This window comes from Streptomyces koelreuteriae (assembly GCF_018604545.1).
Lineage (GTDB): Bacteria > Actinomycetota > Actinomycetes > Streptomycetales > Streptomycetaceae > Streptomyces > Streptomyces koelreuteriae.
The window spans coordinates 5,965,445-5,989,791 of sequence record NZ_CP075896.1 but is presented as its reverse complement, the minus strand read 5'-3'; the positions used below and the strand labels follow the sequence as shown (position 1 = coordinate 5,989,791).

The window sequence follows — 24,347 nt, the reverse complement described above, 5'->3', positions numbered from 1 at the left end:
GGGGTCAGACCTCGTGGTAGAAGCCCACGTTGACGCTGCGCGGGGCGGTGCGGTCCTGGATGATGATCTCGCCGCTGCCGCCCCGGGGAAGCGGGACGGTGCCGCCGTAGGCGATCGGCTGGGCGTACTCCCCGACCGTCAGCCGGACTTCGGAGGACGGGTCGGGCTGGGAGCCGCGCAGCCAGGTGAGCTGCCAGGTCCCCTCGGGGCCGCACAGGAACTCCAGATGGACGCGGGAGACGAACAGCCAGTCGTCCGGCGTGGAGAGCCGGCACACCGACTTGTCGCGGCCCACCCGCAGCACGGCACCCGGCTCGCTGGGCGCGTCGGCCATGAGCATGCCGGCCGTGGCACCCTCCTCCGCCGGGGACACGGCGGCCATGGTGAGTTCGAGCACGTGCGCTCCTCCTGAGACGTCCTGGTGGGTCTGCCGGAGCCTGTGTGTCAGACAGGTCCCGGGCCCGCCGCATGATAGAACGCCCGACTGCGCGCTGTCCGGCACAATGGCCTCATGACCGAGCGAAAGCCACCCGGCGTCGACTTCGAATCCTGGGTCGACAAGCAGATCCGCGACGCGGAGACCCGCGGCGAGTTCGAACGGTTGCCGGGGGCGGGCAAGCCGCTGCCGGCCGATGTGGACTCCGGCTACGACGAACTGTGGTGGATCAGGCGGAAGATGGCCCGCGAGGGCTTTTCCGTCCTGCCGCCGGCACTGGCGCTGCGCAAGGAGGCCGAGGACGCGCTCCTCGCGGCCCTCGCGGCGCCCTCGGAGCGGATCGTGCGGAAGATCATCACGGAGGTCAACGACAAGATCCGCGAGATGATGTTCAAGCCGCCGCCCGGCCCCCCGCTGGGCAAGAAGCCGTACGACGTCGAGGACGTCGTACGGCAGTGGCGGGAGCACCGGGCGGATCGGTGAGCGTCTCTCACGCGTGCAGGAGCCGCTCCGCCAGTTCGCGGTAGTCCTTCAGGGCCAGCCTGAGCTGCTCGGTGTCGGAGCTCGACACCGGCTTGCCCTCGCCGCTCTCGACGGACTGCCAGGAGTGACGCAGGGTCCGGCGACGCTGCGCCACGGCCTCGGTGAACCGGGCCGCGATCTCCTCCAGCACATGGTCGGCCTCCTCGACGGAGGCCCGGGGCCCGTCGACGAACCCGGCGACGGCGTGCTGCAACTGCAGGCCGAGCTTGTCGGACTCGTCGTGGGGGAAGAGGTGGGCGTGCGTGCTCTTGCGGGGGATGCTCTCCTCGGGGGCGCCGGGGGTGCCGGGGGTGCTGGTGTCCTTGGGGACGGTGATCTTGCTTGTGGCGCCGCGGCCGGTGCCCAGGGCGCTCTCGCCTCGGGCGTCGGGGGCGGCGGGGGTGGCGGGGACGGCGGGGGTGTTCTCGCCGGGCGGTCGGGTCACGTCGGACATATCCTCAACTCTCCTTGGCCTGGCGTCGGTTGACGGCCCACGGCAGGTGCCCGCCACGGGTGTTCGCGGCCTTGCGGCCGCCGTTCAGTCCGGCACGGCGGTGACCGTCCTCGTGGCGTCGGTCCTCATGACGCCCGCCGTCGTGACGGCCCGGCCGCACCAGTTCCTCGAACAGGGCGCGGGCCGCCACCATGGCCTCCCGCATGTCTTCCGTACCGGTGCCGCCGTCGCGGGCGTCCTCCGCGCGCAGATGGGCCGCACGGTGCACACGCCGGTAGCCGTCGACGTGGTGGGCGTGGTGCACGGACAGCGCGGCGAGCTGTTCCTCGTACTGGCCGCCGTCCGGGAAGCCCCGGGCGCCGGCGAGCTCGGCGAGCAGCCGGTCCGCCTCGGCGACCGCCTCGCGCGGCGAGTCGACGAACCGCTCCTGGGCGGCCGTCCAACGCGCCTCGTAGCGCTCGCGCTCCGCCGGCTCCAGCGACCGTTCGCGCAGGTCGCCGTGGCGGTGCACCCGCTCGGTGAGTTCGCGCTCGGCGGCCTTGGCGTCGCCGTCGTGGCGGGCTACGGCCCGGTCGTACTCGGGTCCGAAGCGCCGCTTCAGGTTCGGGCCGCGACGAGGCCCGCGAGCGCGCAGGGTCATGGCCGCCGCGATGATGACGACGACCGCCGCGATCACGATCAGAGCAATGATCAGGCCAGTGGACATGGATGCCTTCCGGGTTCTCGGCCCAACCGGCCCTCCTCGCGGACCGGTTCGCCGCGTCGAGTAGCCCGGAAACCCGCCCCCAAACGGCACACGGCGGTCACACAAATCCGGTTGCGGGCCCGGTGCGGCCCTGGCCGAGAATGCGCTCATGATCTGGACCGTGGCCCCGGAGCCGTACGACTCCCCCGTCGCCGCCGCTCTCTGGCGGGCGTACTACACCGAGGTCAGCGACCGCTGGTACCTGCTGCACCAGGGCCGCCGGACCGACCCGGAGGAACTGGAGCGGGAGATCGCCGCGCAGTCCGGCGCCGATCTCGCGCCGCCGCGCGGGCGGTTGCTGGTCGCCCGGTACGGCGGTGAGCCGGCCGGCACCGCGGGCGTACGGCGGTACGACGACACGACCGCCGAGCTCACCCGGGTGTTCCTGCACCCCTCGATGCGCGGCAGGGGCGGCGCCGCGCTCCTGGTCCGGGCCGCCGAGGACGCCGCCCGCGCGCTCGGCGCCCTACGGCTGATCCTCGACACCCGCGGCGACCTCGTCGAGGCCCGCACTCTCTACGCCAAGCTCGGCTACACGGAGACCGAGCCGCACAACGACGACCAGTACGCCGAACACTGGTTCGCCAAGTCCCTCGTCTGAACCGGCGGTTCAGACCAGAGGGGCCGCCCGCCGCTCCTCGTAGGGCCGGTCGTCGTAGGGCCGCTCGCGCCGCGACCCGCACAGTTCGCCGTTCAACTCCTTTACGAGTTGGACCAGATCGGTCGGACGGTCGGGGCCCCACCAGTCGCCGAGCAGTTCGGCGAGGGACTCCTCGCGGGCCCGGGCCAGCCGCTCGGCGACCTCGCGCCCCCGGTCGGTGAGGACCAGGCCGAGGCCCTCGCGCACGGCGAGGCGCCGCTCCTCGACCTGGCGGGCGGCCTCGATGATCACGGTCAGCGGCACGGGCATGCTGTCGGCCAGCACGGCGGGCTCCACCTCGCCGAATCTGCGGATCCGCAGCAGCAGCCAGCTCGCCGCGGGCTGGAGGTCGTAGCCCGCCCGGTCGGTGATCGTCCGGTAGATCTCGCGGCGCCCCGCGCGGGTGCCGAGCACCGACAGCGCGCGGCACACCTCGTCGTACGAGGTCCGCTCGACGGGGTTGCTGGCCAGGGTCTCGGTGACGTCGGGCGCGGTGACCGAGCCGCGCAGCCGGTCCTCCTTGAGGAACCAGGCCAGCACGAAGCCGAGGAGCGCGACCGGGGCGGCGTAGAGGAAGACGTCCGTGATGGAGACGGCGTAGGCGTGCAGGGCCGGTGACTGCAGGCCCGACGGCAGGGCGGCGATGCCGCGCGGGTCGGCCTCCAGCGAGTCCACGGAGACGCCGGGCGGCAGCGACGCACCCCGGAAGGCGTCGGTGAGCTGGTCGCCGAGCCGGCTCGCGAAGATCGTGCCGAAGACGGCGACGCCGAAGGAGGCGCCGATCGAGCGGAAGAAGGTCGCGCCGGAGGTGGCGACGCCCAGGTCCTCGTACGGGACGGCGTTCTGCACGATGAGCACGAGGACCTGCATCACCAGGCCGAGGCCCAGCCCGAAGACGAGGAAGAAGCCGCTCAGCTGGACGGTGGAGCTGTTCTCGTCGAGCTGGTGGAGCAGGAGCAGCCCGAGCGTGGTGACGCCGGTGCCGGCGATCGGGAACACCTTCCAGCGGCCGGTACGGCTGACGATCTGGCCGGAGGCCGTCGAGGCCACCAGCAGACCCACCACCATCGGGAGCATGTGCACACCGGACATGGTGGGGCTGACGCCCTGCACGACCTGGAGGAAGGTCGGCAGGTAGGTCATCGCGCCGAACATGGCGAAGCCGACGACGAAACTGATCACGGCGGCGAGGGTGAAGGTGCGGACGCGGAACAGCTTCAGCGGCAGCACGGGTTCGGCGGCGCGCCGCTCGACGGCGACGAAGGCGAGGGCGAGGACCACGCCCAGCACGGCGAGCCCGATGATCTGCGCGGACCCCCATCCCCAGGTCGTGCCGCCGAGGGAGGCGACCAGCACCAGGCAGGTGGCGACGGCCGCGATGAGGAAGGTGCCGAGGTAGTCGATGACATGCCGTCGGGAGCGGCGCGGGAGGTGCAGGACGGTCGCGATCACGGCGAGCGCGACGATGCCGACGGGCAGGTTGACGTAGAACACCCAGCGCCAGCTCACATGCTGGGTGAACAGCCCGCCGAGCAGCGGCCCGAGCACGCTGGTCGCGCCGAACACGGCCCCGAACAGGCCCTGATATCGCCCGCGTTCCCTCGGCGGGACGAGATCCCCGACGATCGCCATCGACAGCACCATCAGCCCGCCCCCGCCCAGCCCTTGCAGGGCGCGGAAGGCGATGAGCTGGGTCATGTCCTGTGCCGCCCCGCACAGCGCGGAGCCGATGAGAAAGATCACGATCGCGGCCTGGAACAGCCTCTTGCGGCCGTACTGGTCGCCGAGCTTGCCCCACAGGGGGGTCGCGGCGGTGGCGGCCAGGAGGTAGGCGGTGACGACCCAGGACAGATGGTCCATGCCGCCGAGGTCGCTGACGATGGTGGGCAGCGCGGTCGACACGATGGTCTGGTCCAATGCGGCGAGCAGCATGCCGAGGAGCAGGGCGCCGATGGAGACCAGCACGTTCCCGGGAACTTGTTCCGGGGCGAGCGTTTCCGCAGGTGAAGGCGTGGGTGACGGTGTCGTGTCGTGCACATCCCCGGCCATGAGACCTCCCGAGGGTCCTGTGACATTTTCCATCGTGACCGGTGTGGCGGGGTATGGCCTGCCGAGTCCTTTTGGAAGCCGTCATTCCGGGGGCTCCTCGACCGCACTGTGGAGAAGATCTGGATAATCTCTGGAGTTCGCGAGGGGAGGGAGGAACGCGTGGAACCGCCTAATGGACACCCGTGCCCGGAGTGCGGCGCGCCCAGACTGCAGGACAAGTCCCCCACCTGCACCTGCACCCACCGAGCCGCCGAGGCCCTCCACGACACCCGCACGGCCCAGGCAGCAGCAGCGGAGGACTTCGACCCGCTCCGGATCCGCCCGTACGTCGAACTCGACGACGGGGCGGGGCTTTCGGGGGCCGGGGGGCGGGAGGTTCGTTCCGCACCGGTACGGGACACTGCCGAGCGCGAGGACGCCGCCCTGCGGGGGCATGTGACGGACGCTGCGGGGGGTTCGGGCGCGGGGGCTTCGCGTGCGGGAGGCTCGCAAGCGGGGGCTTCGCACGCGGGGGTTCCGGGCAGGGAGACTTCACGGGCGGGGGCCTCGTACCCGGGGGTTCCGGGCGCGGAGACTTCACGGGCGGGGGCCCCGTACCAGGGGGTCCCGAGCACGGAGACTTCACGCGCGGGGACCTCGCACGCGGGGGTTCCAGGCACGGAGGCCTCACGCACGGCGGCCTCCCACTCGGGGGTCCCGAGCACGGAGACTTCACGCCCGGGGGGCTCCCACGCGGGAGTTCCGGGCGCGGAAACGTCACGCACCGGAGCCTCGCACCCGGGGACCTCGCACGCGGGGGTTCCAGGCACGGAGACCTCACGCACGGCGGCCTCCCACCCGGGGGTCCCGAGCACGGAAACCTCACGCACGGCGGCCTCCCACCCGGGGGTCCCGAGCACGGAAACCTCACGCACGGCGGCCTCCCACCCGGGGGTCCCGAGCACGGAAACCTCACGCCCGGCGGCCTCCCACCCGGGGGTCCTGGGCATGGGGGACTCCCACTCGGTGGTCCCAAACACGGAGGCTCCACGCACCGCAGGAGCGGCGCAAGCGCCCTCGCCGGACAGTCGGCACACGCAGGCCCCGCGTACGGGGAACGCCGCGCAGGCGCCCGACGGAGCCGAGCGACACGCCCGGACGGACCAGGCGAAGGCCTCTCCCGCCGCAGGGGCCGCGCAACCGCCCCCGTCGACCCCGGTCGTCCTCCCGCTCGCCGAGGTCCCGAACCCGGGAGGACCCGGGCAGATACCCGACGGCCCCCCGCGACGGCCGCTCACGGACCCTGCGGGAGCTTCGCAGCCGCTCTCCTCTGACGTCCCGACCACGTCCTCGCACGCAGCGGGGGCACCTGACAGCACCCCGCGACACCCCCGGCCGAACCCGGCGGATGCCCCGCACACCGCAGGCCCCGCGCAACTGCCCTCACCCGGCACCCCGGCCGCACCCCCGCACAACGCAGCCCAGCCCCAGGCGCCCCACAGCTCCCCGCACCAGCCCTTCGCGGCCCCTACGGGAGCCACCGCCTCGGCCGCACGCCCCCATACTCAGGCCCCCCACCCTGGAGGCCCCGCGCAGGCGACCAACAGCACCCCGCGACACCCCCGGCCGAACCGGGCGGAGGCCCCGCGCACCACAGGGACCGCGCAACCGCCCTCACCCGGCACCCCGGCCGCGCCTCCGCACACCGCAGCCCGCGCCCAGGCGCCTCACGACACCCCGTACCAGCCGCTCACGGACCCGGCGGCCCCGGACAGGGCCGAGCAACGCCCCCCGGCGGAATCTGCCGCGACTTCACGCGCTGCGGGAGGAGCCTCACAACCGTCCTCGACCAAGGCCCCGCGCCCCGGCAGCACCGCCCCGCCGCCCTCCCCGGCCGGTACGACCATGCCCCTACGGCCGGTGGACCCGGACGCAACCACCGTGCTGCCGGTGACCCCGGCCTCGGATGCGACCACCGTGCTGCCGACCACCCCGGCGTCCGACACGGACGCCACCTCCGTACTGCCCGCCGTCCCGGCCACCCCCGCCCCGGACGCCACCGCCGCGCTGCCGACACCCCTGGTTCCCGACGGGAGCGAGCCGAGTGTCACCGATCTGCGGATGTTCGACGGCGGCGGACGTGCCGGGAAGGCGGCCGGGGTGCGGGGCAGGTCGGAGTCGGTGGGGTCCGAGTCCGGTGGCGGGTCCCGGCGGCGTCGGGTCGCTCTCGTCGCCGCGGCCGGGGCGTGCGTCGCCGTGGTGACGGCCGCGGGATACGCGAGCGGGCTGTTCTTCTACGAGGGGCCCTCCCGGAACACCGCGCTGCCGGACGGCATCAGGGCGAGCGTGCCGGACGCCCCGTCGAGCAGCGCGGCGTCCCCGTCGCCGTCGGAGAGCACACCGGCCACGCCGTCGACCCCCGCCGCACCACCGCCGGCCCCGTCCCGCACCAGCAGCCCGTCGACCTCCCCGTCGCCGTCCGAGACGAGCGCCTCACCGAGCCCGTCCCAGACGGCCTCCCCCTCGGCGCCCGAGACGTCCGCGTCGGCGTCCGGCTCCGCGAAGAAGCCGCCGGACAACTCCCGCCAGAACGGCGAACCCACCGTCCTGCGCCTCGGCGACCGCGGCCCGGAGGTCTCCGAACTCCAGTCGCGCCTGCGCCAGTTGTTCCTCTACGACGACGACACCGACGGCACCTTCGACGACCGCCTCCAGGACGCGGTCCGCAACTACCAGTACTCACGCGGCATCCAGGCCGACGACCTCGGCGTCTACGACCGCGACACCCGGACGAAGCTGGAGTCGGAAACCCAGGAGCCCTGACAGACCCCCGCACCGTACGGTGACGCCGTGACCACACAGGTGATCGTTCTCAACGGCGGCTCCAGCTCCGGCAAGTCCGGACTCGTACGGTGCCTGCAAGAGGTTCTGCCCGACCCCTGGCCGGCCTTCGGCGTCGACTCGTTCGTCGAGGCTCTGCCCGCGAGGATGAAGGGCTCGGACGGCGGCATCACCTTCACGCCCGACGGCGGCGTGGACGTCGGCGCGGACTTCCGGGCCCTGGACGCCGCCTGGACCGAGGGCATCGCGGCCATGGCCCGCGCCGGGGCCAAGGTCATCGTCGACGACGTCTTCCTCGGCGGCGCGGCGTCCCAGCGGCGCTGGGAGAAGGCCCTGGCCGGCCTCGACGTGCTGTGGGTCGGCGTCAGGTGTGACAGCGCGGTCGCCGCGGCCCGTGAGATCGCCCGGGGAGACCGGGTCAAGGGCATGGCCGCGGCACAGGCACAGCGCGTGCACGAGGGCGTGCGCTACGACCTGGAGGTGGACACGACCCACACCGAGTCACTGGAGTGCGCCCGCGCCATCGCCGCTCGGATTCGCATCGGGTGATCTGCCGGCGCCCGGTGGGCTACCCGACGTGCAGGCGGATCGTCCCGTCCCCGGCCGCCTCCACGCGTACTCGCGTGAGGTCCTCGACCACGACATCCGGCTCATGGACCGCGGCCCGGGGCCCGACCCCCACGACGGTCATCCCGGCCGCGCGCCCCGCCGTGATCCCGGCCCCGGAGTCCTCGAACACGACACAGTCCGCGGGCGCCACGCCCAGCTCGGCGGCGCCCTTCAGGAAGCCCTCGGGGTCGGGCTTGCTCGCCCCGACGGACTCCGCCGTCACCCGCACCTCGGGCTGCTCAAGCCCGGCCGCCGCCATCCGCGCCGTCGAGAGCGGCACATCGGCCGAGGTCACGAGCGCGTGCGGCAGCCCGCGCAGCGAGGCGAGGAACTCCGGCGCCCCGGGGATCGCCACGACCCCGTCGGTGTCCGCGGTCTCCTCGGCGAGCATCCGCGCGTTGTCGGCGTAGTTCTGCTCCATCGGCCGGTCGGGCAGCAGCAGCGCCATCGACGCGTAGCCCTGCCGCCCGTGGACGACCTTCATGATCTCGTCCCCGTCGAGCCCGTGCCGCTCGGCCCAGCGCCGCCAGACGCGTTCGACCGCGGCATCGGAGTTGACGAGGGTGCCGTCCATGTCCAGCAGGAGGGCGCGGGCGGTGAGCACGGCGGTGGCCGTCATCGGCTGCTCCAAGGCATCGGCTGCCCCAAGGCTCGGGGCGCGGGTCCAGCGCGGGGCCGGGCGCGGGAGGGGGCGGACGGCGGGTTCGCCCCGCACCCCGGAGGGACAAGGCGGCCCCGCCCGCCGGTCAGGGAAAACGGGCGAGGGCCACTTTGTTCCCCCACGGTACAAAACAATCCCCGCTTCGCGCCAGACCCCCCCTCCAGACGTTCACCGACCGTTCAGCTCACACCGGCCCGCCGAGCCCAGGCTCACGGAACCCCGAGCCACCGAGCCCGGGCCTACCGAGCCCCCGCTCACCCGGCCACGGCCTCCCACAGGCTCCACACCCCGAGCGCGAGCATCACCAGCGCCGCGATCTGCGTGATCAGCCGCAGCGGCACCTTCTTCATCAGCGCCTTTCCGCCGACGATGCCGATCCCGGCCACCGCCCACAGCGCGAGCACCGCGCCCAGGCCGACGGAGAGCGGATCGTCGTAGCGGGCGGCCAGGTTCGCCGTCATGATCTGGGTGAGATCGCCGAACTCGGCGACCAGGATGAGCATGAAGCCGGCGCCCGAGACCTTCCAGAAGGACTGGTTCTCGGGCTTGCGGACCTCTTCCTCGTCCTCGCCCTTCCGCAGCAGCAGCACGGCCGCACCGCCCAGGAAGAGCACGCCGGTCAGCGCCTGCACGATCTGCTGCGGCAGCAGCGTCAGCACACTGCCCGCCGCGACGGCGAGCACGACATGCAGCGCGAAGGCGGCGGCGACACCGGCGAAGACGTAGGAGGCGCGGTAGCGGGTGCCGAGGACGAGGCCGGCGAGGGCGGTCTTGTCCGGCAGTTCGGCGAGGAAGACGACGCCGAAGACGACGGCCGTCACGGTCAGGCTGATCAAGGGTTCCTCAATCGGTCGGGGCTGCCCCACCGAGAGTGCTGAACCTTCACGCGACACACCTCGGCACGGCAGCACACACGGCACCCGTACCGGTAGGCACGGGCGTGCACTGCTTGCCGAAGGTCTCGCTGGCGGGGCCCCTGGATGGACCAGAAGGACCGCCTCCGGGCGCCGGCTCAGACGAGCTGAGCAGTATGTCGACGGTCCGGCGAAGAGCTACTCCCCTTCTGCGCCGTCCATCGTACGCGACGTGTTCGAACCGACAGTTCCGCCTCGAACTCTTGTCATGTCATGAACTCGTCACTACCTTCTCACCTCACGCACATCTCCCCGCAACACGGCGCGGCGAGCATTCTCCCGCTCGCTGCCCAACACCCCCACCCCACAAGGGAGTTCGTATGCCGAAGTTCTACGCGCGTCGACGGCTCAGCATACTCGCGGGCCTCACCGGCCTCATAGCCGCGGCCGGACTGATCAACGGTCCGGCCGCCTCCGCCGCCCTCCCCACGCCCGTCAGCGCGGCCACCGCCCGCACCTACCTGGCCTCGCTCACCGTGGCCACCGAGGACCGCACCGGCTACGACCGCGACCTCTTCCCGCACTGGATCACCCAGTCCGGCGCCTGCAACACCCGCGAGGTCGTCCTCAAGCGCGACGGCACCAACGTCCAGCAGAACTCCTCCTGCGCCGCCACCAGCGGCAGCTGGTACTCGGTCTACGACGGCGCCACCTGGTCCGCCGCCTCCGACGTCGACATCGACCACCTGATCCCGCTGGCCGAGGCCTGGGACTCCGGCGCCGACTCCTGGACGACGTCCCGCCGCCAGTCCTTCGCCAACGACCTGACCCGCCCGCAGCTCATCGCGGTCACCGACAACGTCAACCAGGCCAAGGGCGACCAGGACCCGGCCACCTGGATGCCCTCCCGGACGGCGTACCGCTGCACCTACGTCCGCGCCTGGGTGCAGGTGAAGTACTACTACGGCCTCTCGGTCGACTCCGCCGAGAAGTCCGCGCTGACGAACTATCTCGCGAGCTGCTGACACCCAGGTATTTCCGGCCGGGATCTCCCCGCTGACCTCAGTCGTTCCGTACCGTACGGGGCGACGGAGAGGGGACCATCATGGCCGGACTGCGCCTCGGACCACTGCTGAGGTACACCGACGGCTCGTCCGCGACCGTATGGGTCGAGACGAGCCGTCCGTGCTCCACCGAGGTGCGCTGCGCCGACGGCGCGGGAGGCTCGGCCCACACCTTCCAGATCGCGGGGCACCACTACGCGCTGATCCCGGTGACCGGCCTGACCGCCGGTACGACCACGACGTACGAGGTCCTCCTCGACGGCACCCGCGCATGGCCGCTGCCCGGCTCCCCCTTCCCGCCCTCGGCGATCCACGCGCCGGGCCCGGAGGACGGTCTGCGTGTCGCCTTCGGCTCCTGCCGCTGGGCCGCGCCGCCCGCGGGCGGGCACGATCCGGTCGGCCCGGACGCCCTGGACGCGCTCGCCACCCGTCTCGCGGCCGACCCGGAGGGCGAGCGGCCCGACGTCCTGCTGCTGCTCGGCGACCAGGTGTACGCCGACGAGACCTCCGACGGCACCCAGCGCTGGCTGGCGGCCCGCCGCGATCTGAGCGACCCGCCGGGCGACGGGGTCGCGGACTACGAGGAATACACGCACCTCTACTACGAGTCGTGGCTCGACCCGCGCATCCGCTGGCTGCTGTCCACCGTGCCCAGTTTCATGATCTTCGACGACCACGACGTGATCGACGACTGGAACACCTCCGCCGCCTGGCTCACCGACATGCGCGCCACCGACTGGTGGCAGGAGCGGCTGCTCAGCGGCCTGATGTCGTACTGGGTCCACCAGCACCTGGGGAACCTCTCCCTGGAGGAGCTGGCGGCCGACCCGGTGTACGCGTCCGTGTGCGAGGTCCCCGACGGCACCGACGCGCTGCGCGCCTTCGCCGCCCGGGCCGACGCGGACGCGACCGCGGCCCGCTGGAGCTACCGGCGCGACTTCGGGCGCGTACGCCTGCTGATGGTGGACAGCCGGGCGGCCCGCGTCCTCGCCGAGGACGACCGCGCGATGCTCGACCCGGGCGAGGAGGCCTGGCTGCGCGAGCAGGTACGGGACACGCCCGAGGCCTACGACCACCTCCTCATCGGCACCTCGCTGCCCTGGCTGCTGCCGCATCTGGTGCACGACGCCGAGGGGTGGAACGCGGCGCTGTGCCGGGGTGAACGGGGCGAGCGCTGGGCGCGGTTCGGGGAGAAGGTGCGGCGGGCCGCCGATCTGGAGCACTGGTCGGCGTTCCCCGAGTCCTTCGCCGGGCTGGCCGAGCTGATCGCCGAGGCCGGCTCGGGGCCCGACGCGCCCGCGACGGTGTGCGTGCTGTCCGGGGATGTGCACCACGCCTACATCGCCGAGCCCTCATGGCCCGGCACCGGGCCCGACGCCCGGGTGATGCAGCTCGTCTGCTCCCCCGTCCACAACTCCGTCCCGCTGTCGATCCGGATGGGCTTCCGCATCGGCTGGACCGCGCTGGCGCGCACCCTCGGACGCGGCCTCGCCCGGCACGGGCGGCTCCCCCGTCCGCCGGTCACCTGGCGCAAGACGGGCGGCCCCTGGTTCGGCAACCAGCTCATGACCCTGACCCTGCGCGGCCGTTCGGCCCGGCTGCGGCTGGAGCACGCCAAGGCGCGGCAGGGGGCGGGCCCTCGGCTGACGACACTCCTGGACTCCGAACTTGCCCCGTAACACGCCTGTTCCACCCCTTTGCGACCGGCGTGTCCCTTGATGCTTGTGACGCATCCCACAGCGAGTGTCAATCCTTCCCCACGGACAGCGGTTCCCGCTTCCGGCGACGGCATGATGAGGCGGACCGTCCGCTTCCCGACCGGCGGACCGCCGATACGCGCCCCACACGCCCGGGAGTACCACCCTTGTCTGCGTCGACCGAGGAATCCCCACCGGCCGAGACACCCGCACCGGTCTCCGTCGCCCTGGTCGGCGCCGGGCCACGGGGCACCAGCGTCCTGGAGCGCCTGTGCGCCTCCGCCCCGGAGCTCCTCCCCGACGGTGCCCGGCTGACGGTCCACGTGATCGACCCGGACCCGCCGGGACCCGGCCGCGTCTGGCGTACGGCCCAGTCGCCCGAGCTGCTGATGAACACCGTGGCCTGCCAGGTGACCCTGTTCACCGACGACAGCGTGGACTGCTCGGGCCCGGTCCGCCCGGGTCCCAGCCTGTATGAGTGGGCACGCGGCACGCTGGGCCCGGACGAGTACCCGAGCCGGGCCGACTACGGCCGCTATCTGGAGTGGGTGTTCGCCCGGGCCGTACGGGACGCGCCGCCGAACGTGCGTGTCGAGACGCACCGGGCCCGCGCGGTCCGGCTCGACGACACACCGGGCGGCCGGCAGGCCCTCACCCTCGACGACGGCCGCACCCTGACCGGCCTGTCCGCGGTGGTCCTGGCGCTGGGCCATCTGCCGGCGACCGCGGACGCGGCCGGGCGGCGCCTCGCGGCCCATGCCGCCCGGCACGGCCTGCGCCACATCGCGCCCGCCAACCCGGCAGACGTCGACCTGTCCTCCGTCCCCGCGGGCGAGCCGGTCCTGCTGCGCGGCCTGGGCCTCAACTTCTTCGACCACACGGCCCTGTTGACGACCGGCCGCGGCGGCCGTTTCGTCCGGGACACCCGGGGCGGCGGCCTGCGCTATCTCCCCTCCGGCCGGGAGCCGCGGCTGTACGCCGGTTCGCGGCGCGGCATCCCGTACCAGGCGCGCGGTGACAACGCGAAGGGGCCGTACGGCCGGCATGTCCCGCTCGTCCTCACACCGGAGACGATCGCGGGCTTCCGCAAGCGCGCGGACTCCGGGGAGGCGCCCGACTTCCTGGCGGAGATATGGCCGTTGGTGGCGAAGGAGGTCGAGGCGGTCTACTACGCCGCGCTGCTCGGGCGGGCTGGAACCGCCGAGGGACGGCGCTCGGAGTTCACCGATCGCTTCCTGGCCGTACCGCACGGCGACTCCCGGGAGGCCGTACTGCTGGACGAGTTCGAGGTGCCCGGCGCCGACCGCTGGCGCTGGGAGCGGGTGTGCCGGCCGCACGCGGGGCGGGACTTCGCGCACCCCGGCGAGTGGCACGACTGGCTGCTGTCATATCTGCGCGAGGACGCCGCGCAGGCCGCCCTGGGCAATGTCCGGGGCCCGCTGAAGGCGGCCCTCGACGTGCTGCGCGACCTGCGCAACGAACTCCGGCTGATCGTCGACCACGGCGGTCTCGCCGGTGCCTCCCGCCGGGACCATCTGGACCGCTGGTACACCCCGCTCAACGCCTTCCTCTCCATCGGCCCGCCCCGGCGCCGTATCGAGGAGCTGGTGGCCCTGATGGAGGCGGGCGTGGTGCGGGTGCTCGGGCCGCGTCTGGAGGTGACGGAGGAGGACGGGGCCTGGGCGGCGCACTCCCCCGAGGTGCCGGGCTCGGTCGTCCGTGTGACAACACTCATAGAGGCCCGGCTACCGGAAGCGGACTTGCGGAGCACGGCCGACGGGCTGCTCGCCGGGCTGCTGCGGACGGGCCAGTGCCGCCCGCACACCGCCGACGGTTATGAGACAGGCGGGTTGGACGTCACACCGCGGCCGTATCGTCTGATGGATCGTCAAGGTGTTGTACACGAAAGGCGGTTCGCCCTCGGAGTGCCGACGGAAGGTGTGCACTGGGTGACCGCCGCAGGGGCTCGCCCGGGTGTGGATTCGGTCACGCTTTCGGACGCGGACGCGGTCGCCAGAGCGGCTCTACGTGCGGTTGCGACCGAGAGTGACACCCAAACGGAGGCAAACCCGTGGCCAAATGTTGAACTTGCAAGCATCAATTAGGCACACCTAACGTGGGCTACTCATCGGTTCTGTCCCCCGACCGGCCTTCCCCTGGCCGGCCGCCCGAAGGAGTCCCCCACATGACCGCACGCCTCAACGGCGCTCAGCCGTACGCTCTCGGGCTGTTCCGGATCGTCATCGGCCTGCTGTTCTCCTGCCACGGCGCCGTCGCGCTCTTCGGCGTCCTCGGAGGCGTGGACGGCAAGGGCGGCACCGCGGCGACCGGCGCCTGGCCGAACTGGTACGCGGCCGTCATCGAACTCGTCGGCGGCATCCTGGTCCTGCTGGGCCTGGGCACCCGCGCCGCGGCCTTCATATCCTCCGGCGCCATGGCCTACGCCTACTTCAAGGTCCACCAGCCCGAGGGTCTGTGGCCCATCGAGAACAACGGCGAGGGCGCGGCCATGTACTGCTGGGCCATGTTCCTGCTGATCTTCACCGGCTCCGGCGCGTTCGGCGTGGACCGGCTGCTCGCGCGGCGCACCTCCGCGCAGGGCCAGCGCTCCTCGGAGCAGACGCCGGTGGCCGCCTGAGCCACCCGGACACCATCACGGAGAACGGCGCCTTCCCTGCCCGGGGAGGCGCCGTTCCGCTGCCCGGCGGGTCGCCTGCTCGTCGTCCGGGGAGGCGCCGTTCCGCTGCCCGTGGCGGGTCGCCTACTCCTCTGCCCTGTCCACCGGCTCGAACGGCACCGTGAAGCAGGCCGCCCGCTCCCCCGCACCGCCCGGCACGTCGTGGATCACGACCGAGGACGCCTCGCCCGGCCGGAAGCCCCAGTCGTGCCGGGCGCTCGCCGCGCCCGCGCCGCGCCGGTCGGCCGTGAAGTCCAGCCAGACCTCGTTGTCCGGGCTGACATGGTGCGGATCGCTCGACGGCCGGTGCTGGTAGTGCCCGCCGGCGGCCTCCGGATCGACGCCGCAGGGCTTCTGGTGCACATGGACGCCGTAGGCGTGACCCGGCTTCATGCCGGCCACCTTCAGCCGTACGGTCGTCCCGCCGCCGGGCACGGTGTGCTGGCGGACCTGGATCCACGAGCCCACGGGCACCAGACCCCGGTCGTACGTCAGCGCCGCCGACCCCTGAGCCGCCCCGGCCGCCACGAACCGGGCCTCCGCCCGCACCGAGTAGCCCTCGACGTAGCCCTCGACAGCCCCGGCACCGCCCGGACCAGCGGCGGACAAAGCGGCCGCGACGGCGCTCGCGCATATCCCTGCCAGCATGATGTGTACCGTTCCTCGCCTTGTGTCTGATTCAGCCCCTTCTGTTGCTACGGGACACCCGCGCCCGCCGCCCTCCGGGACATGGCAGCCGGGTGACGACCGAGGGCGAACCCCGTGAACGGACCGTCACACCCCAGGCGTACGCTGTATGGCTGTCATGGCCACACCTGCCGCTCCCCGCGACATCGCGGCACGGTCTGGCCCACGGGGGATTCACGGGGAGTCGCGGTGCTGGAGCAGTTGGGGTCGCTGATGGGCAGCCCATGGATCTACGCGGTGGTGGCCCTGTCCATCCTGCTCGACGTGTTTCTGCCGGTGCTGCCCAGCGGCGTCCTGGTGATCACGGTCGCCACGGCGGCGGCCGCGGGCACGGCGACCGATGTGCCCGACATCCTGGCGCTGACCCTCTGCGCGGCCACCGCCTCCGTCCTCGGTGACCTGGTCGCCTATCGCCTCGCCTGGCGCGGCGGCGCCCGTCTGGACCGGGCGATCTCCCGCTCCCGGCGCCTGACCACCGCGCAGGAACGTCTCGGCGCGGCGCTGGCCCGGGGCGGCGGCGCGCTCGTCGTCCTCGCCCGCTTCGCTCCCGCCGGCCGCTCGGTCGTCTCCCTCGGCGCGGGCGCCGCCCACCGCCGCGCCCGCGACTTCCTCCCCTGGTCGGCCCTGGCCGGCCTGACCTGGGCGGCGTACAGCGTCGCCCTCGGCTGGTTCGGCGCCCACTGGCTGGGCGCGAGCTGGCTGGCGACGGCAGTGTCGGTGGGGGCGCTGTTCGGGGCGGGGGCGGGAGCGGCGTACGTCATGAAGAGGGCGCCGCGGCCCTCGGAGGCGTCGTAGGAACCCTTGTCGTACGGTCCGAGACCTCAGCTCGCGCGGCGAGCGGCGGCCCCCCGGATCTCCAGTCCGTCCAGCAACTCCTCCGTGGCCTGCGCGATCGCCTCCACGGCGCGGTCGAACACCTCCTGGTTGTGAGCGGCGGGGGCACGGAATCCCGAAACCTTCCGCACGTACTGCAACGCGGCAGCCCGAATGTCATCCGCCGTGGCCTCCTCGGCCATCGCGGGGGGACGCAGTGTCTTGATGCTCCGGCACATGCCCCCAGTCTCACCCTTTCGACCCCCGGACGACAGCGACCACTGTCATGATCTCCGCGAGGCGGCCACCACTGTGGGGCGGACCGACGAGAGGAACCCGACATGGGGAACGAACTCACCGTGGCCGTCCTGGGCCCCGGCGGCGTGGGCGGCCTGCTCGCCGCGCTGCTCTCCCGCGCCGGCCACCGGGTGATCTGCCTGTCCGGCGAGGAGACGGCCCGGACCCTGCGCACGGACGGCATCCGGGTCCGCAGCACGCACTTCGGCGACTTCACGGCCCCGGTCGAGGCGGACACGGAGCTGCGCGAACGGGTCGACGCATGCCTGGTGACCGTCAAGCACACCGCCCTCGACGCCGCCCTGGCGCGCGTCCCCGCACCCACGCTGTCCGACGGCCTGCTCGTGCCGTTCCTGAACGGCGTCGAACACCCGGCGACCCTGCGCGCCCGCTACCGTCCCGACCTCGTCGCCCCGGGCGTCATCCGCGTCGAGTCGACCCGGACCGCCCCGGGTGTCGTCGAACACGGCAGCCCCTTCGCGGAGATCGACCTGACCGGTACGGCGGTGCCCCGCGCCCGACTCGACGCCCTCGCCGAGGCCCTCACCGCCGCCGGGCCGGTCACCCGCGTCCAGGACGACGAGACGGCGACCCTGTGGGCGAAGATGTCGTTCCTGGCCCCGTTCGCCCTGCTCACCACGTACTACGGCCTCCCTCTCGGCGAGGTCCGCAGCCGCCACCGCGACGAACTGACGGCCCTGGTGGAGGAGACGGCCGCGATCAGCCGCGCGTGCGGCGGCCCGGCCGACCCGGGTCAGGCCCTCGCCCGCTACGACGCCTTCCCGGCGTCGACGAAATCGTCGATGCAGCGCGACGCCGAGGCGGGCCGCCCTCTCGAACTGGACGCCATCGGGGGCGCGTTGCTGCGCGCGGCCGAGCGGTACGGCGTTCCGGCGCCGGTGACGGCTCGGGTGACGGCTCGGGTGCTGGGCGAGCTGTCGGGAGAACACGGACTCACCTGAACCACGGGAAGAGACTCGCCACCCAAATTCGAACAGGCGTATCATTGATGCGTGGCTACGACCTATGACTTTCCGAGTGACCTCCTCGCCGGTCAGGAGGAACTCCATCAGGTCCGCGCCGAGCTGTCGGTCCTGCTGAAGCGGCTGCCCTGGTCGGTCGAGCCGGTGGACGGCTTCAGCGACGACAACGGCTGGCGCAAGGTCGAACGCCCCGCCTCCCCCGGCTGGAGCGCCGACGAACAGGCCGAGGTGGAGAAGCTCCGCCGACGGGAGCACGAACTGGCGGTGTTCCTCAGCACCCACCGCTACTGGTCCGAACTCACCGGCCCCGAGCGGGTGTCGGCCCGCTCCCAGCTGAAGCACGCGCACGAGGCTCCGCCGGAGGAACCCGACGGAGCCTCGTAACCGCGGGGGCGTCAGCCGCGACTCTTGCCCAGGAGCTTGTTCATCTGGCCGATCTCGGCGTTCTGCGCGGCGACGATGTCACCGGCCATGTCCTTGGCGGGCCCGTACCGCCCCTCGCTCTCCTCAAGGGCGGCCATCTTCACGGCACCCTCGTGGTGCTCGACCATCAGGGCCAGGAACTTCGTGTCGAAGGCCTTGCCCGCGGCCTTCTCCAGCTCGGCCATGTCCTCGCCGCCCATCATCCCGGACATGCCGGAGTGGCCCGCGGCGGAATGATCCATGCCGCCCGCCGACTCGGGGGCGTCCTCACCCCACTGCTCCAGCCACCCGGTCAGGGTCTTGATCTCCGGGCCCTGCGCCTTCTCGACCCGCGCCGCCAGCGCCTTGACCGCACCGGACGCGGCCCGGCCCTCGGCCAGTTCCGCCATCTCCAGCGCCTGCCGGTGGTGCGGGATCATGCCCTGCGCGAAGGAGACGTCCTGGGCGTTGTGTGCGGCACCGCCGCCGTCGCCGCCACACGCGGCGAGGAGGAAGGCACCGGCACCGGCAGCCACCACGAGGGCGGCCCGGCGCGTGAGAGTACGAATGCTGTTCATACGTGAACTCCTGCTTCTGCAAGGAGGGGGAACGGAACTAGGACACGACGACGCACCACACCGCACCGGCAAGGGCGTCGGCCCCGGCGCGATGCGTGCGCGGCGGTGTCTAGATCCGCAGAAGCTGAAGCTCGGCGAGCGAAGGCGGAGCACGCGCACCATCCGCCTCCCCGACCGCCAACACCCGTACGACGCCCTCCCCCACACCCCCGGCAACGGGGTCGGGCACCAGCGCGGGCAACACCGGCCCACCACTCAGGGCACCCGAAGCACAGGTCGCGTCGGCATGCTGAACGGACCCGCCACCGCAATGCCCGTAGGACATGCCCTGGGAATGGCTCTGGTCCGCGTGACGGTGGGGCGAGTGCGTCGCCTGCTCCGCGTGCGTCCCCCACGGGACACCCCCGGGCGCCAGCCCGTGCATCCCCAGCAACCCCGCCAACAGCCCCAGCACACACAGCACACGCCACCGCCGGACGACGGGGCGCGGGGCACACGGGACGGGGCCGTTCACGCTGCCCATCGTAGAGAAGGTGTGCGACCGCTCATGCCCCGATCGGGCGAACTGGTTCAGCCGCCTGCAACCGCGCCGCCCCTCCCCAGGTCATGCACCCCGCACGACACGAATGACCCCGAGGGGAAACCATGAGCCAGCAGTACCCGCAGCAGCCCAACCAGCCCTACCCGCCCCAGCAGCCGAAGAAGCGCAGTGCCGGCAAGATCGCGGGCCTCGGATGCGCGGGCATCATCGGCCTCTTCGTCATCGTCGCCGTCGCCACGGGCGGCGGAAGCAGCGAGAGCACGGACACCTCGAACAAGGACAAGGCCATCGCCGCCGACAGCAAGCCCGGAGACGGCGGAAAGAGCAGGGCAAAGCCGGCCGACGAGAAGTCCCAGGCCGAGCAGTTCCTCAGGTGCGTCGCCAAGAACGGCACGGACACCGAGAAGGCCGCGGTCGAGCACGTCACCAAGGTGACCGGCGCGGACAAGCGCAACGACATCCTCGACTCGGCCGAGGTCTTCACCGACTACACCGGCGGCATCATGGGCCCCCACCAGGGCGAGGGCAAACTCATCGCCTCCGCGTTCACATCCTGCTACGAGTCCGAGAACGGCCTCGTGACCGTCTACGACAAGGACGGCGAACTGCTCGCCAACGCGAACTACTGATCCCACATGCGAAATGCCTTCCGGAACTCCCCGGAAGGCATCCGCCCTGCTACGTCCGGATGTTCAGCGTGCGCCAGACACGACTGAACACGTTCTGGGCGTGGACCCGGTACACCGCCGAGCGGGATCCTCCCCCCCCAGCTCCACGGCGTCCAAGCCGATGGTTCCGAATACCAGGGCAATCACGGCGTCCGACTCTAGCCCGCCGTGAGGCCTATCCCGGGCAATTCGAAGAAGCCGAAGGAACGTAACAGATCAGGCAATTCGACTTCACGCGGCACCGACAGGCGCGCATGATGCCGCCCTGCACAACATCCCTGGGGGGACCCATGAAACGCCGCACCATCACCATCATCAGCGCCGCCGCGCTCGCCTTCGTCGGGCTGGCGACCGGGCTCACCATCTGGCTGCTGCAGCCGTCATACGACGACATCGTGAAGGGCTGCCAGAAGGCCCTCGCCGCACAGTCGAAGGCCGGCAGAGAGGGGAAGCCGAACGCCTGCAAGGATGTGAAGGAGGACGACTACGGGGCGCTGGTGATCAGCAACGCGTTCGACAACCTGCCGCAAAAGGACCAGGACGTCCTCGACTACTACGACGACGGCTCGATCAACGACAGTATCGGCGGCGATACGCCGTAGCTCCCGCGCTGCTGGTGCGCGCCACTACGATCCGGCCTTCTCGGCATGCGCCATCGATCGACGGTTGGATGGCCCTCATCAGCGAGACCCCCGACAAGGCAGCCGCGCGGGAGGAGCGGCCGCACCAGTTGCAGCCGGCATGCCCGGAAGCGGCTGCAACTAGCACTCATTCGTGTCACAGGAACGTCACTCAGTGTCCACACATACTTCACGTGACGCATGATGCTCCCCCAGCACCTGCACCACCCAGGGGGACACCATGATCAAGCACACCACCGCCACCGCACTCATCGCGGCCGCCCTGCTCACGCTCACCGCCTGCGAAGGCACCGACGCCAGCAGCGGCAGTTCCAAGAGCAGCCAGGGCACCAACGAGAAGGCCGACACCGGCAGCAACACCAGCGCCGACACGACGAAGGCCGAGATGGCGTCACTGCCCGACATGACCGGCAAGGGCCTCCAGTCTGCGCAAGACCAAGCCCAAGACGCAGGGTTCTACACCCTCACCTCGCACGACGCACTCGGCCGCGACCGCATGCAGGCATTCGACCGGAACTGGAAGGTGTGCTCCCAGACCCCGCAAGCCGGCGAGCACCCGACCGACACCAAGGTCGACTTCGCAACGGTCAAGCTCGAAGAGGACTGCCCGGCCAAGGACGAAGGCGCAGCCCCGGAGGCCGCCGGCGGCACGATGCCCGACTTCACGGGCAAGGCCGTCAAGGTCGCCCGCCAGGCCCTCGACTCCTCGACGAGCATCACCGTCACCGATGCCTCCGGCCAGGACCGCATGGTTCTGATGGAGTCGAACTGGAAGGTGTGCAGTCAGGAGCCTGCGGCCGGCGCCAAGTTGGACGGCCAGCCAGTGACCCTCACTGCGGTGAAGTTCAAGGAGTCCTGCTGATCTGACCCCGTTGACCGGCCCGGCCGCCCCGTTCCCGCGGCCGGGTCTTCGCACGTCCCGATGAGCTGGCTATGCCGTCACGGCAACCGGCCTGATCGACACCGTCACGCCTACGCGATGCCCCTCCTCTCACCTTCGGGCAGGAGAGGGCCCTGCGTCGCGCCCTGGTTCAGTGCAGAGCCTCAATCGCGCGCAAGATCAACGCACGGGCCTCGGCGCCGTACACGGCCATAGCGCGCAGTTGCTCGAACGTCTTCAGGTACAGAGCGACCTCGCAGGGCTGCGTTACCTTCACCTCAGCGGAGACCAACTCAACCGACACCATCTGGTCGTCGTACACCTGGAACGTCTCCTCCGGCCACTGCCGGCGCTCACCCGCCGCCATGGGGATGATGCCGAGCGATACCGCCGGCAGGGCACCGGCCGAGAGCAGGTTGCCCAACTGGGCTGCCATCGCGTCCGCGTCGGCCATCTGGCAGTGAAGGACAGCTTCCTCGAGCACGATGACGAACCGGTGGCCTTGCTCGTAGATCACACGGGATCGTTCGACGCGGGCGCGGGCCGCCTCGGCACTGTCGTCGGTCGGCAGGTCCCGGAAGCGTGCGGCGGCGCGCAGGACTGCGGTCGCATATCCCTCAGTCTGGAGCAGGCCCGGAACGATCGTGGAGGAATAGACACGGAACAGCTGGGTGTCTCGGTAGAACTGGGCAACCGAGTCCTGGAGATGCTTAAGGCCGGCGCGCACCTGGTGCCGCCATTCCCGGTACATGGACTCGGCGTTGAGGGACTGAACAATGAGGTCCTGCACCTGGTCCGTGGCGCCAGTGGCGGAGCACCACAGGCGGATGTCCGTGGTGGTCGGTGATTGCAGGGCGTTCTCGACGCGGGACGTCTTGGAGTGGTGCCAACGGCACGCGGCGGCCAGCTGGACGATCGTCAATCCTGCCTCCTTGCGGAGCTCGCGTAGGCGTCTGGCGACGGCTTCGCGGGCGGCCTGGGCGGAGGACGAGGGGGAGACGGACATCAAGCTGGCCTACCGGTGTTTCCCTGTCAGTGGATCTCGTACTGGTCGTGTGGAACGGCGCGTGCCCACACGGCCTCGAAGGACTCGGCGCACAGCTTGGCGTTTGTCGGATCCGCGGAGATCTCCTGGCGGACCCATGTTCCGTCGCCAGCGAAGTGATGCCAGCGGATCACGTGGTCGTCAAACAGCCAGAAGTCGTTGCCGGGGAGTGCCAGGTCCGAGGCATGGCTACGAGAGAGCCAGCGCACCTGTTCGCCTGCCTGGACGTTGACACCCGTCGCGGCGTGCTCGTACCGGATGTAGTCGGAGACGGGCTCGGAGACGATGCGAGCGCGCCGTACGACGACGCCCCGGGCCACGGTGTCGGAGATCAGGTCAACCCAGGGTGTCCAGTATTCCGAGGCGGGGTCGGTGTCCCGCTGCCCCGTACTGAGCCAGGTGCTGAAGTCCTGGGCCTCGTCACCGACGGCGTAGGCGTCCCGCATCTCCAAGTGCACAGCGGAGCGTGCGCAGTCCGCCAACAGCTCAGCGAATGTCGGCTCGTTCGACGGCATCGCACGCCTCCCTGATCATCGACACCATCCGGGCCGGGATTCGGATCACTGCCTCGTCGTCCGGGATGCCCTTCGCGTGTCCCGGCACGTCGAACGCAGCGCAGGCCGCCTCGGTTTCGGCGTCCGGCTTGTACCCCTGCAGAACGATCTCTCGCTTCGCCTGGTCGATCCACACGGTGGGGCTCTTGTCCTGGCCGGTCTCCGGATCGATCCCGATGAACAGTAGCGGCACGTCAGGCACCTTCCACGCGATGTGGGGTTTTCTGCACCACCGTCCCGCCGGGGGTACGCCTGGTCAAGGGCGCGAAGCAGTCAACACCCGCTCTGTGTACGTCTGCACGCACACATTCGCACACCACTGGCTGTGGCGCACACCACGCTTCTAGCGTCAGGAGTCACGACAGAACCCCGGCGAGGTGGAGGCCTCCCGGGGCGTGGCCCCACGCTGCGAGGAGCGTCGACGCCGTGACCGCTACAGCCCCACCGACCCTGGTCGAAGCCCCGCCGGACATCGCGACGATGCGCGAGACCGCGCACCGCGTGCTGGGCCCGGACAGCACTCCCGACGCCGTGCCGCCGGCCGGTGAGGAGCTGGACACGCTCACCGCCGCACTGCGCGGGCACATCGAACTGCTCGCACCGGAGGTCGAGCGGGCGGCCGGACTGCTGCCGGAGAATGCCCCGACCGGTTCCAGCGCCCGGGCCTGTGCAAGCGAGGCCGGCGGCCAGCTCCGTGCGCCCGAACTCGCCTTCGCCCCACTCAGCGGCAGCGTGATGTACGCGCGGCGACTCGCGCGCGTCCTGGTCGCCCTGTGCGACCACTACGAGATCGTCAGCGCGGGAGTCGAGGAGACGCCCGTGCAAAGGGCATTCGTGCGCCTGGCAGATCACTGCGTGAGGTGCCCGACCTGCCGAGCCATGAACGACCAGGGCGCGAACGCCGGACTTCCCTGCGAGGAAGAAGAGCGGCTGTACGAGGAGTACCGGCAGGCCCGGCGAGCGATCCGCCAGGGACAGCAGTAGCCCTCCCGGACTCCCCGCCCGGCCGGTGAATCCCGCGAAGAACCCC

28 protein-coding genes are annotated in these 24,347 nt (G+C 71.6%); 15 read left to right on the top strand and 13 right to left on the bottom strand.

All coding sequences use genetic code 11. The features are described 5' to 3' along the window. Positions 1–4: 4 nt before the first annotated feature. Positions 5–397: a hypothetical protein gene (locus KJK29_RS26995; RefSeq protein WP_215121751.1), complete on the bottom strand. Its 393-nt coding sequence runs from the start codon at positions 395–397 to the stop codon at positions 5–7. Positions 398–511: 114 nt separating this feature from the next. On the opposite strand from KJK29_RS26995, the gene KJK29_RS26990 reads away from it, so the two are divergent. After that, positions 512–919 (top strand): DnaJ family domain-containing protein, encoded by a 408-nt coding sequence (locus KJK29_RS26990; protein WP_215121750.1) that lies wholly within the window; start codon positions 512–514, stop codon positions 917–919. Between the two features lie 7 nt (positions 920–926). Here the strand turns inward: KJK29_RS26990 and KJK29_RS26985 are convergent, their stop codons facing one another. Together KJK29_RS26985 and KJK29_RS26980 are read right to left on the bottom strand one after the other, a co-directional pair. Next, on the bottom strand, positions 927–1,412 hold the full coding sequence (locus KJK29_RS26985) for a hypothetical protein (RefSeq protein ID WP_215121749.1): 486 nt from the start codon (positions 1,410–1,412) through the stop codon (positions 927–929). Positions 1,413–1,416: 4 nt separating this feature from the next. Continuing rightward, positions 1,417–2,118 (bottom strand): hypothetical protein, encoded by a 702-nt coding sequence (locus tag KJK29_RS26980; RefSeq protein WP_215121747.1) that lies wholly within the window; start codon positions 2,116–2,118, stop codon positions 1,417–1,419. A 148-nt stretch (positions 2,119–2,266) separates the two neighbouring features. Here KJK29_RS26980 and KJK29_RS26975 point away from each other — a divergent pair, with 148 nt between their 5' ends. Then, positions 2,267–2,758, top strand: a complete 492-nt coding sequence (locus KJK29_RS26975; RefSeq protein ID WP_215121746.1) for a GNAT family N-acetyltransferase — start codon at positions 2,267–2,269, stop codon at positions 2,756–2,758. 9 nt (positions 2,759–2,767) lie between these two features. Here KJK29_RS26975 and KJK29_RS26970 read toward each other — a convergent pair whose 3' ends face one another. Next, a complete protein-coding gene (locus KJK29_RS26970) occupies positions 2,768–4,846 on the bottom strand; it encodes an MDR family MFS transporter (RefSeq protein WP_215121745.1) in 2,079 nt (692 codons plus the stop codon). A gap of 1,899 nt (positions 4,847–6,745) precedes the next feature. Between KJK29_RS26970 and KJK29_RS26965 the strand changes: the two genes are divergently transcribed. Together KJK29_RS26965 and cpt are read left to right on the top strand one after the other, a co-directional pair. Next, a complete protein-coding gene (locus KJK29_RS26965) occupies positions 6,746–7,648 on the top strand; it encodes a peptidoglycan-binding domain-containing protein (RefSeq protein WP_215121743.1) in 903 nt (300 codons plus the stop codon). A gap of 27 nt (positions 7,649–7,675) precedes the next feature. Next, positions 7,676–8,215: a chloramphenicol phosphotransferase CPT gene (gene cpt, locus KJK29_RS26960; protein WP_215121741.1), complete on the top strand. Its 540-nt coding sequence runs from the start codon at positions 7,676–7,678 to the stop codon at positions 8,213–8,215. 19 nt (positions 8,216–8,234) lie between these two features. On the opposite strand, the gene KJK29_RS26955 is transcribed toward cpt, so the two are convergent. Both KJK29_RS26955 and KJK29_RS26950 read right to left on the bottom strand, forming a co-directional pair. Then, positions 8,235–8,894, bottom strand: coding sequence for an HAD family hydrolase (locus KJK29_RS26955; RefSeq protein ID WP_215121740.1), 660 nt, complete (start codon positions 8,892–8,894; stop codon positions 8,235–8,237). Positions 8,895–9,190: 296 nt separating this feature from the next. Next, positions 9,191–9,772, bottom strand: coding sequence for a TMEM165/GDT1 family protein (locus KJK29_RS26950; protein WP_215121739.1), 582 nt, complete (start codon positions 9,770–9,772; stop codon positions 9,191–9,193). A gap of 398 nt (positions 9,773–10,170) precedes the next feature. On the opposite strand from KJK29_RS26950, the gene KJK29_RS26945 reads away from it, so the two are divergent. The 4 genes from KJK29_RS26945 (at position 10,171) to KJK29_RS26930 (ending at position 15,189) form a co-directional block, all read left to right on the top strand. Further along, complete coding sequence (locus KJK29_RS26945; protein WP_215121737.1) at positions 10,171–10,815, top strand: HNH endonuclease family protein; 645 nt, start codon at positions 10,171–10,173, stop codon at positions 10,813–10,815. Between the two features lie 80 nt (positions 10,816–10,895). Beyond that, positions 10,896–12,533 carry an alkaline phosphatase D family protein gene (locus tag KJK29_RS26940; RefSeq protein ID WP_215121736.1) on the top strand — a complete coding sequence of 546 codons (1,638 nt, stop codon included), beginning with the start codon at positions 10,896–10,898 and terminating at the stop codon, positions 12,531–12,533. A gap of 185 nt (positions 12,534–12,718) precedes the next feature. Beyond that, positions 12,719–14,656 carry an FAD/NAD(P)-binding protein gene (locus KJK29_RS26935; protein WP_215121735.1) on the top strand — a complete coding sequence of 646 codons (1,938 nt, stop codon included), beginning with the start codon at positions 12,719–12,721 and terminating at the stop codon, positions 14,654–14,656. An 80-nt stretch (positions 14,657–14,736) separates the two neighbouring features. Then, positions 14,737–15,189, top strand: a complete 453-nt coding sequence (locus KJK29_RS26930; RefSeq protein ID WP_215121733.1) for a DoxX family protein — start codon at positions 14,737–14,739, stop codon at positions 15,187–15,189. A 123-nt stretch (positions 15,190–15,312) separates the two neighbouring features. Here the strand turns inward: KJK29_RS26930 and KJK29_RS26925 are convergent, their stop codons facing one another. Then, complete coding sequence (locus KJK29_RS26925) at positions 15,313–15,876, bottom strand: superoxide dismutase family protein (protein WP_215121732.1); 564 nt, start codon at positions 15,874–15,876, stop codon at positions 15,313–15,315. Positions 15,877–16,104: 228 nt separating this feature from the next. On the opposite strand from KJK29_RS26925, the gene KJK29_RS26920 reads away from it, so the two are divergent. Continuing rightward, the gene (locus KJK29_RS26920) at positions 16,105–16,710 is read left to right on the top strand and encodes a DedA family protein (protein ID WP_215121731.1); all 606 of its coding nucleotides are present in this window, start codon (positions 16,105–16,107) and stop codon (positions 16,708–16,710) included. Between the two features lie 26 nt (positions 16,711–16,736). Here KJK29_RS26920 and KJK29_RS26915 read toward each other — a convergent pair whose 3' ends face one another. After that, positions 16,737–16,967: a DUF2277 domain-containing protein gene (locus tag KJK29_RS26915; RefSeq protein ID WP_215121729.1), complete on the bottom strand. Its 231-nt coding sequence runs from the start codon at positions 16,965–16,967 to the stop codon at positions 16,737–16,739. Between the two features lie 102 nt (positions 16,968–17,069). On the opposite strand from KJK29_RS26915, the gene KJK29_RS26910 reads away from it, so the two are divergent. Both KJK29_RS26910 and KJK29_RS26905 read left to right on the top strand, forming a co-directional pair. After that, on the top strand, positions 17,070–17,987 hold the full coding sequence (locus KJK29_RS26910; RefSeq protein WP_215121728.1) for a ketopantoate reductase family protein: 918 nt from the start codon (positions 17,070–17,072) through the stop codon (positions 17,985–17,987). A gap of 51 nt (positions 17,988–18,038) precedes the next feature. Continuing rightward, positions 18,039–18,392, top strand: a complete 354-nt coding sequence (locus KJK29_RS26905; RefSeq protein ID WP_215121727.1) for a hypothetical protein — start codon at positions 18,039–18,041, stop codon at positions 18,390–18,392. A gap of 11 nt (positions 18,393–18,403) precedes the next feature. Here the strand turns inward: KJK29_RS26905 and KJK29_RS26900 are convergent, their stop codons facing one another. Next, entirely contained in the window at positions 18,404–18,988 is a 585-nt protein-coding gene (locus KJK29_RS26900) for a DUF305 domain-containing protein (protein WP_215121725.1), read from the bottom strand. 109 nt (positions 18,989–19,097) lie between these two features. Then, positions 19,098–19,511 carry a DUF6153 family protein gene (locus KJK29_RS38975; protein ID WP_251057950.1) on the bottom strand — a complete coding sequence of 138 codons (414 nt, stop codon included), beginning with the start codon at positions 19,509–19,511 and terminating at the stop codon, positions 19,098–19,100. A 122-nt stretch (positions 19,512–19,633) separates the two neighbouring features. Here KJK29_RS38975 and KJK29_RS26895 point away from each other — a divergent pair, with 122 nt between their 5' ends. From KJK29_RS26895 to KJK29_RS26885, 3 genes are all read left to right on the top strand, one after another. Next, on the top strand, positions 19,634–20,158 hold the full coding sequence (locus KJK29_RS26895; protein ID WP_215121724.1) for a hypothetical protein: 525 nt from the start codon (positions 19,634–19,636) through the stop codon (positions 20,156–20,158). Positions 20,159–20,487: 329 nt separating this feature from the next. Further along, positions 20,488–20,799 carry a hypothetical protein gene (locus KJK29_RS26890; RefSeq protein ID WP_215121723.1) on the top strand — a complete coding sequence of 104 codons (312 nt, stop codon included), beginning with the start codon at positions 20,488–20,490 and terminating at the stop codon, positions 20,797–20,799. Positions 20,800–21,058: 259 nt separating this feature from the next. Beyond that, the gene (locus KJK29_RS26885) at positions 21,059–21,700 is read left to right on the top strand and encodes a PASTA domain-containing protein (RefSeq protein ID WP_215121722.1); all 642 of its coding nucleotides are present in this window, start codon (positions 21,059–21,061) and stop codon (positions 21,698–21,700) included. Between the two features lie 169 nt (positions 21,701–21,869). Here the strand turns inward: KJK29_RS26885 and KJK29_RS26880 are convergent, their stop codons facing one another. The 3 genes from KJK29_RS26880 to KJK29_RS26870 are packed head-to-tail and all read right to left on the bottom strand — an operon-like array spanning position 21,870 to position 23,510. Further along, positions 21,870–22,724 (bottom strand): helix-turn-helix domain-containing protein, encoded by an 855-nt coding sequence (locus KJK29_RS26880; RefSeq protein ID WP_215121721.1) that lies wholly within the window; start codon positions 22,722–22,724, stop codon positions 21,870–21,872. Positions 22,725–22,750: 26 nt separating this feature from the next. Beyond that, positions 22,751–23,278: a DUF6879 family protein gene (locus KJK29_RS26875; protein ID WP_215121720.1), complete on the bottom strand. Its 528-nt coding sequence runs from the start codon at positions 23,276–23,278 to the stop codon at positions 22,751–22,753. After that, positions 23,250–23,510: a hypothetical protein gene (locus KJK29_RS26870; protein ID WP_215121719.1), complete on the bottom strand. Its 261-nt coding sequence runs from the start codon at positions 23,508–23,510 to the stop codon at positions 23,250–23,252. The genes KJK29_RS26875 and KJK29_RS26870 overlap by 29 nt, the downstream gene beginning before the upstream one ends. Before the next feature lie 233 nt (positions 23,511–23,743). Here KJK29_RS26870 and KJK29_RS26865 point away from each other — a divergent pair, with 233 nt between their 5' ends. Continuing rightward, positions 23,744–24,301: a DUF6415 family natural product biosynthesis protein gene (locus KJK29_RS26865; RefSeq protein WP_215121718.1), complete on the top strand. Its 558-nt coding sequence runs from the start codon at positions 23,744–23,746 to the stop codon at positions 24,299–24,301. The last annotated feature ends 46 nt before the right edge of the window (positions 24,302–24,347 follow it).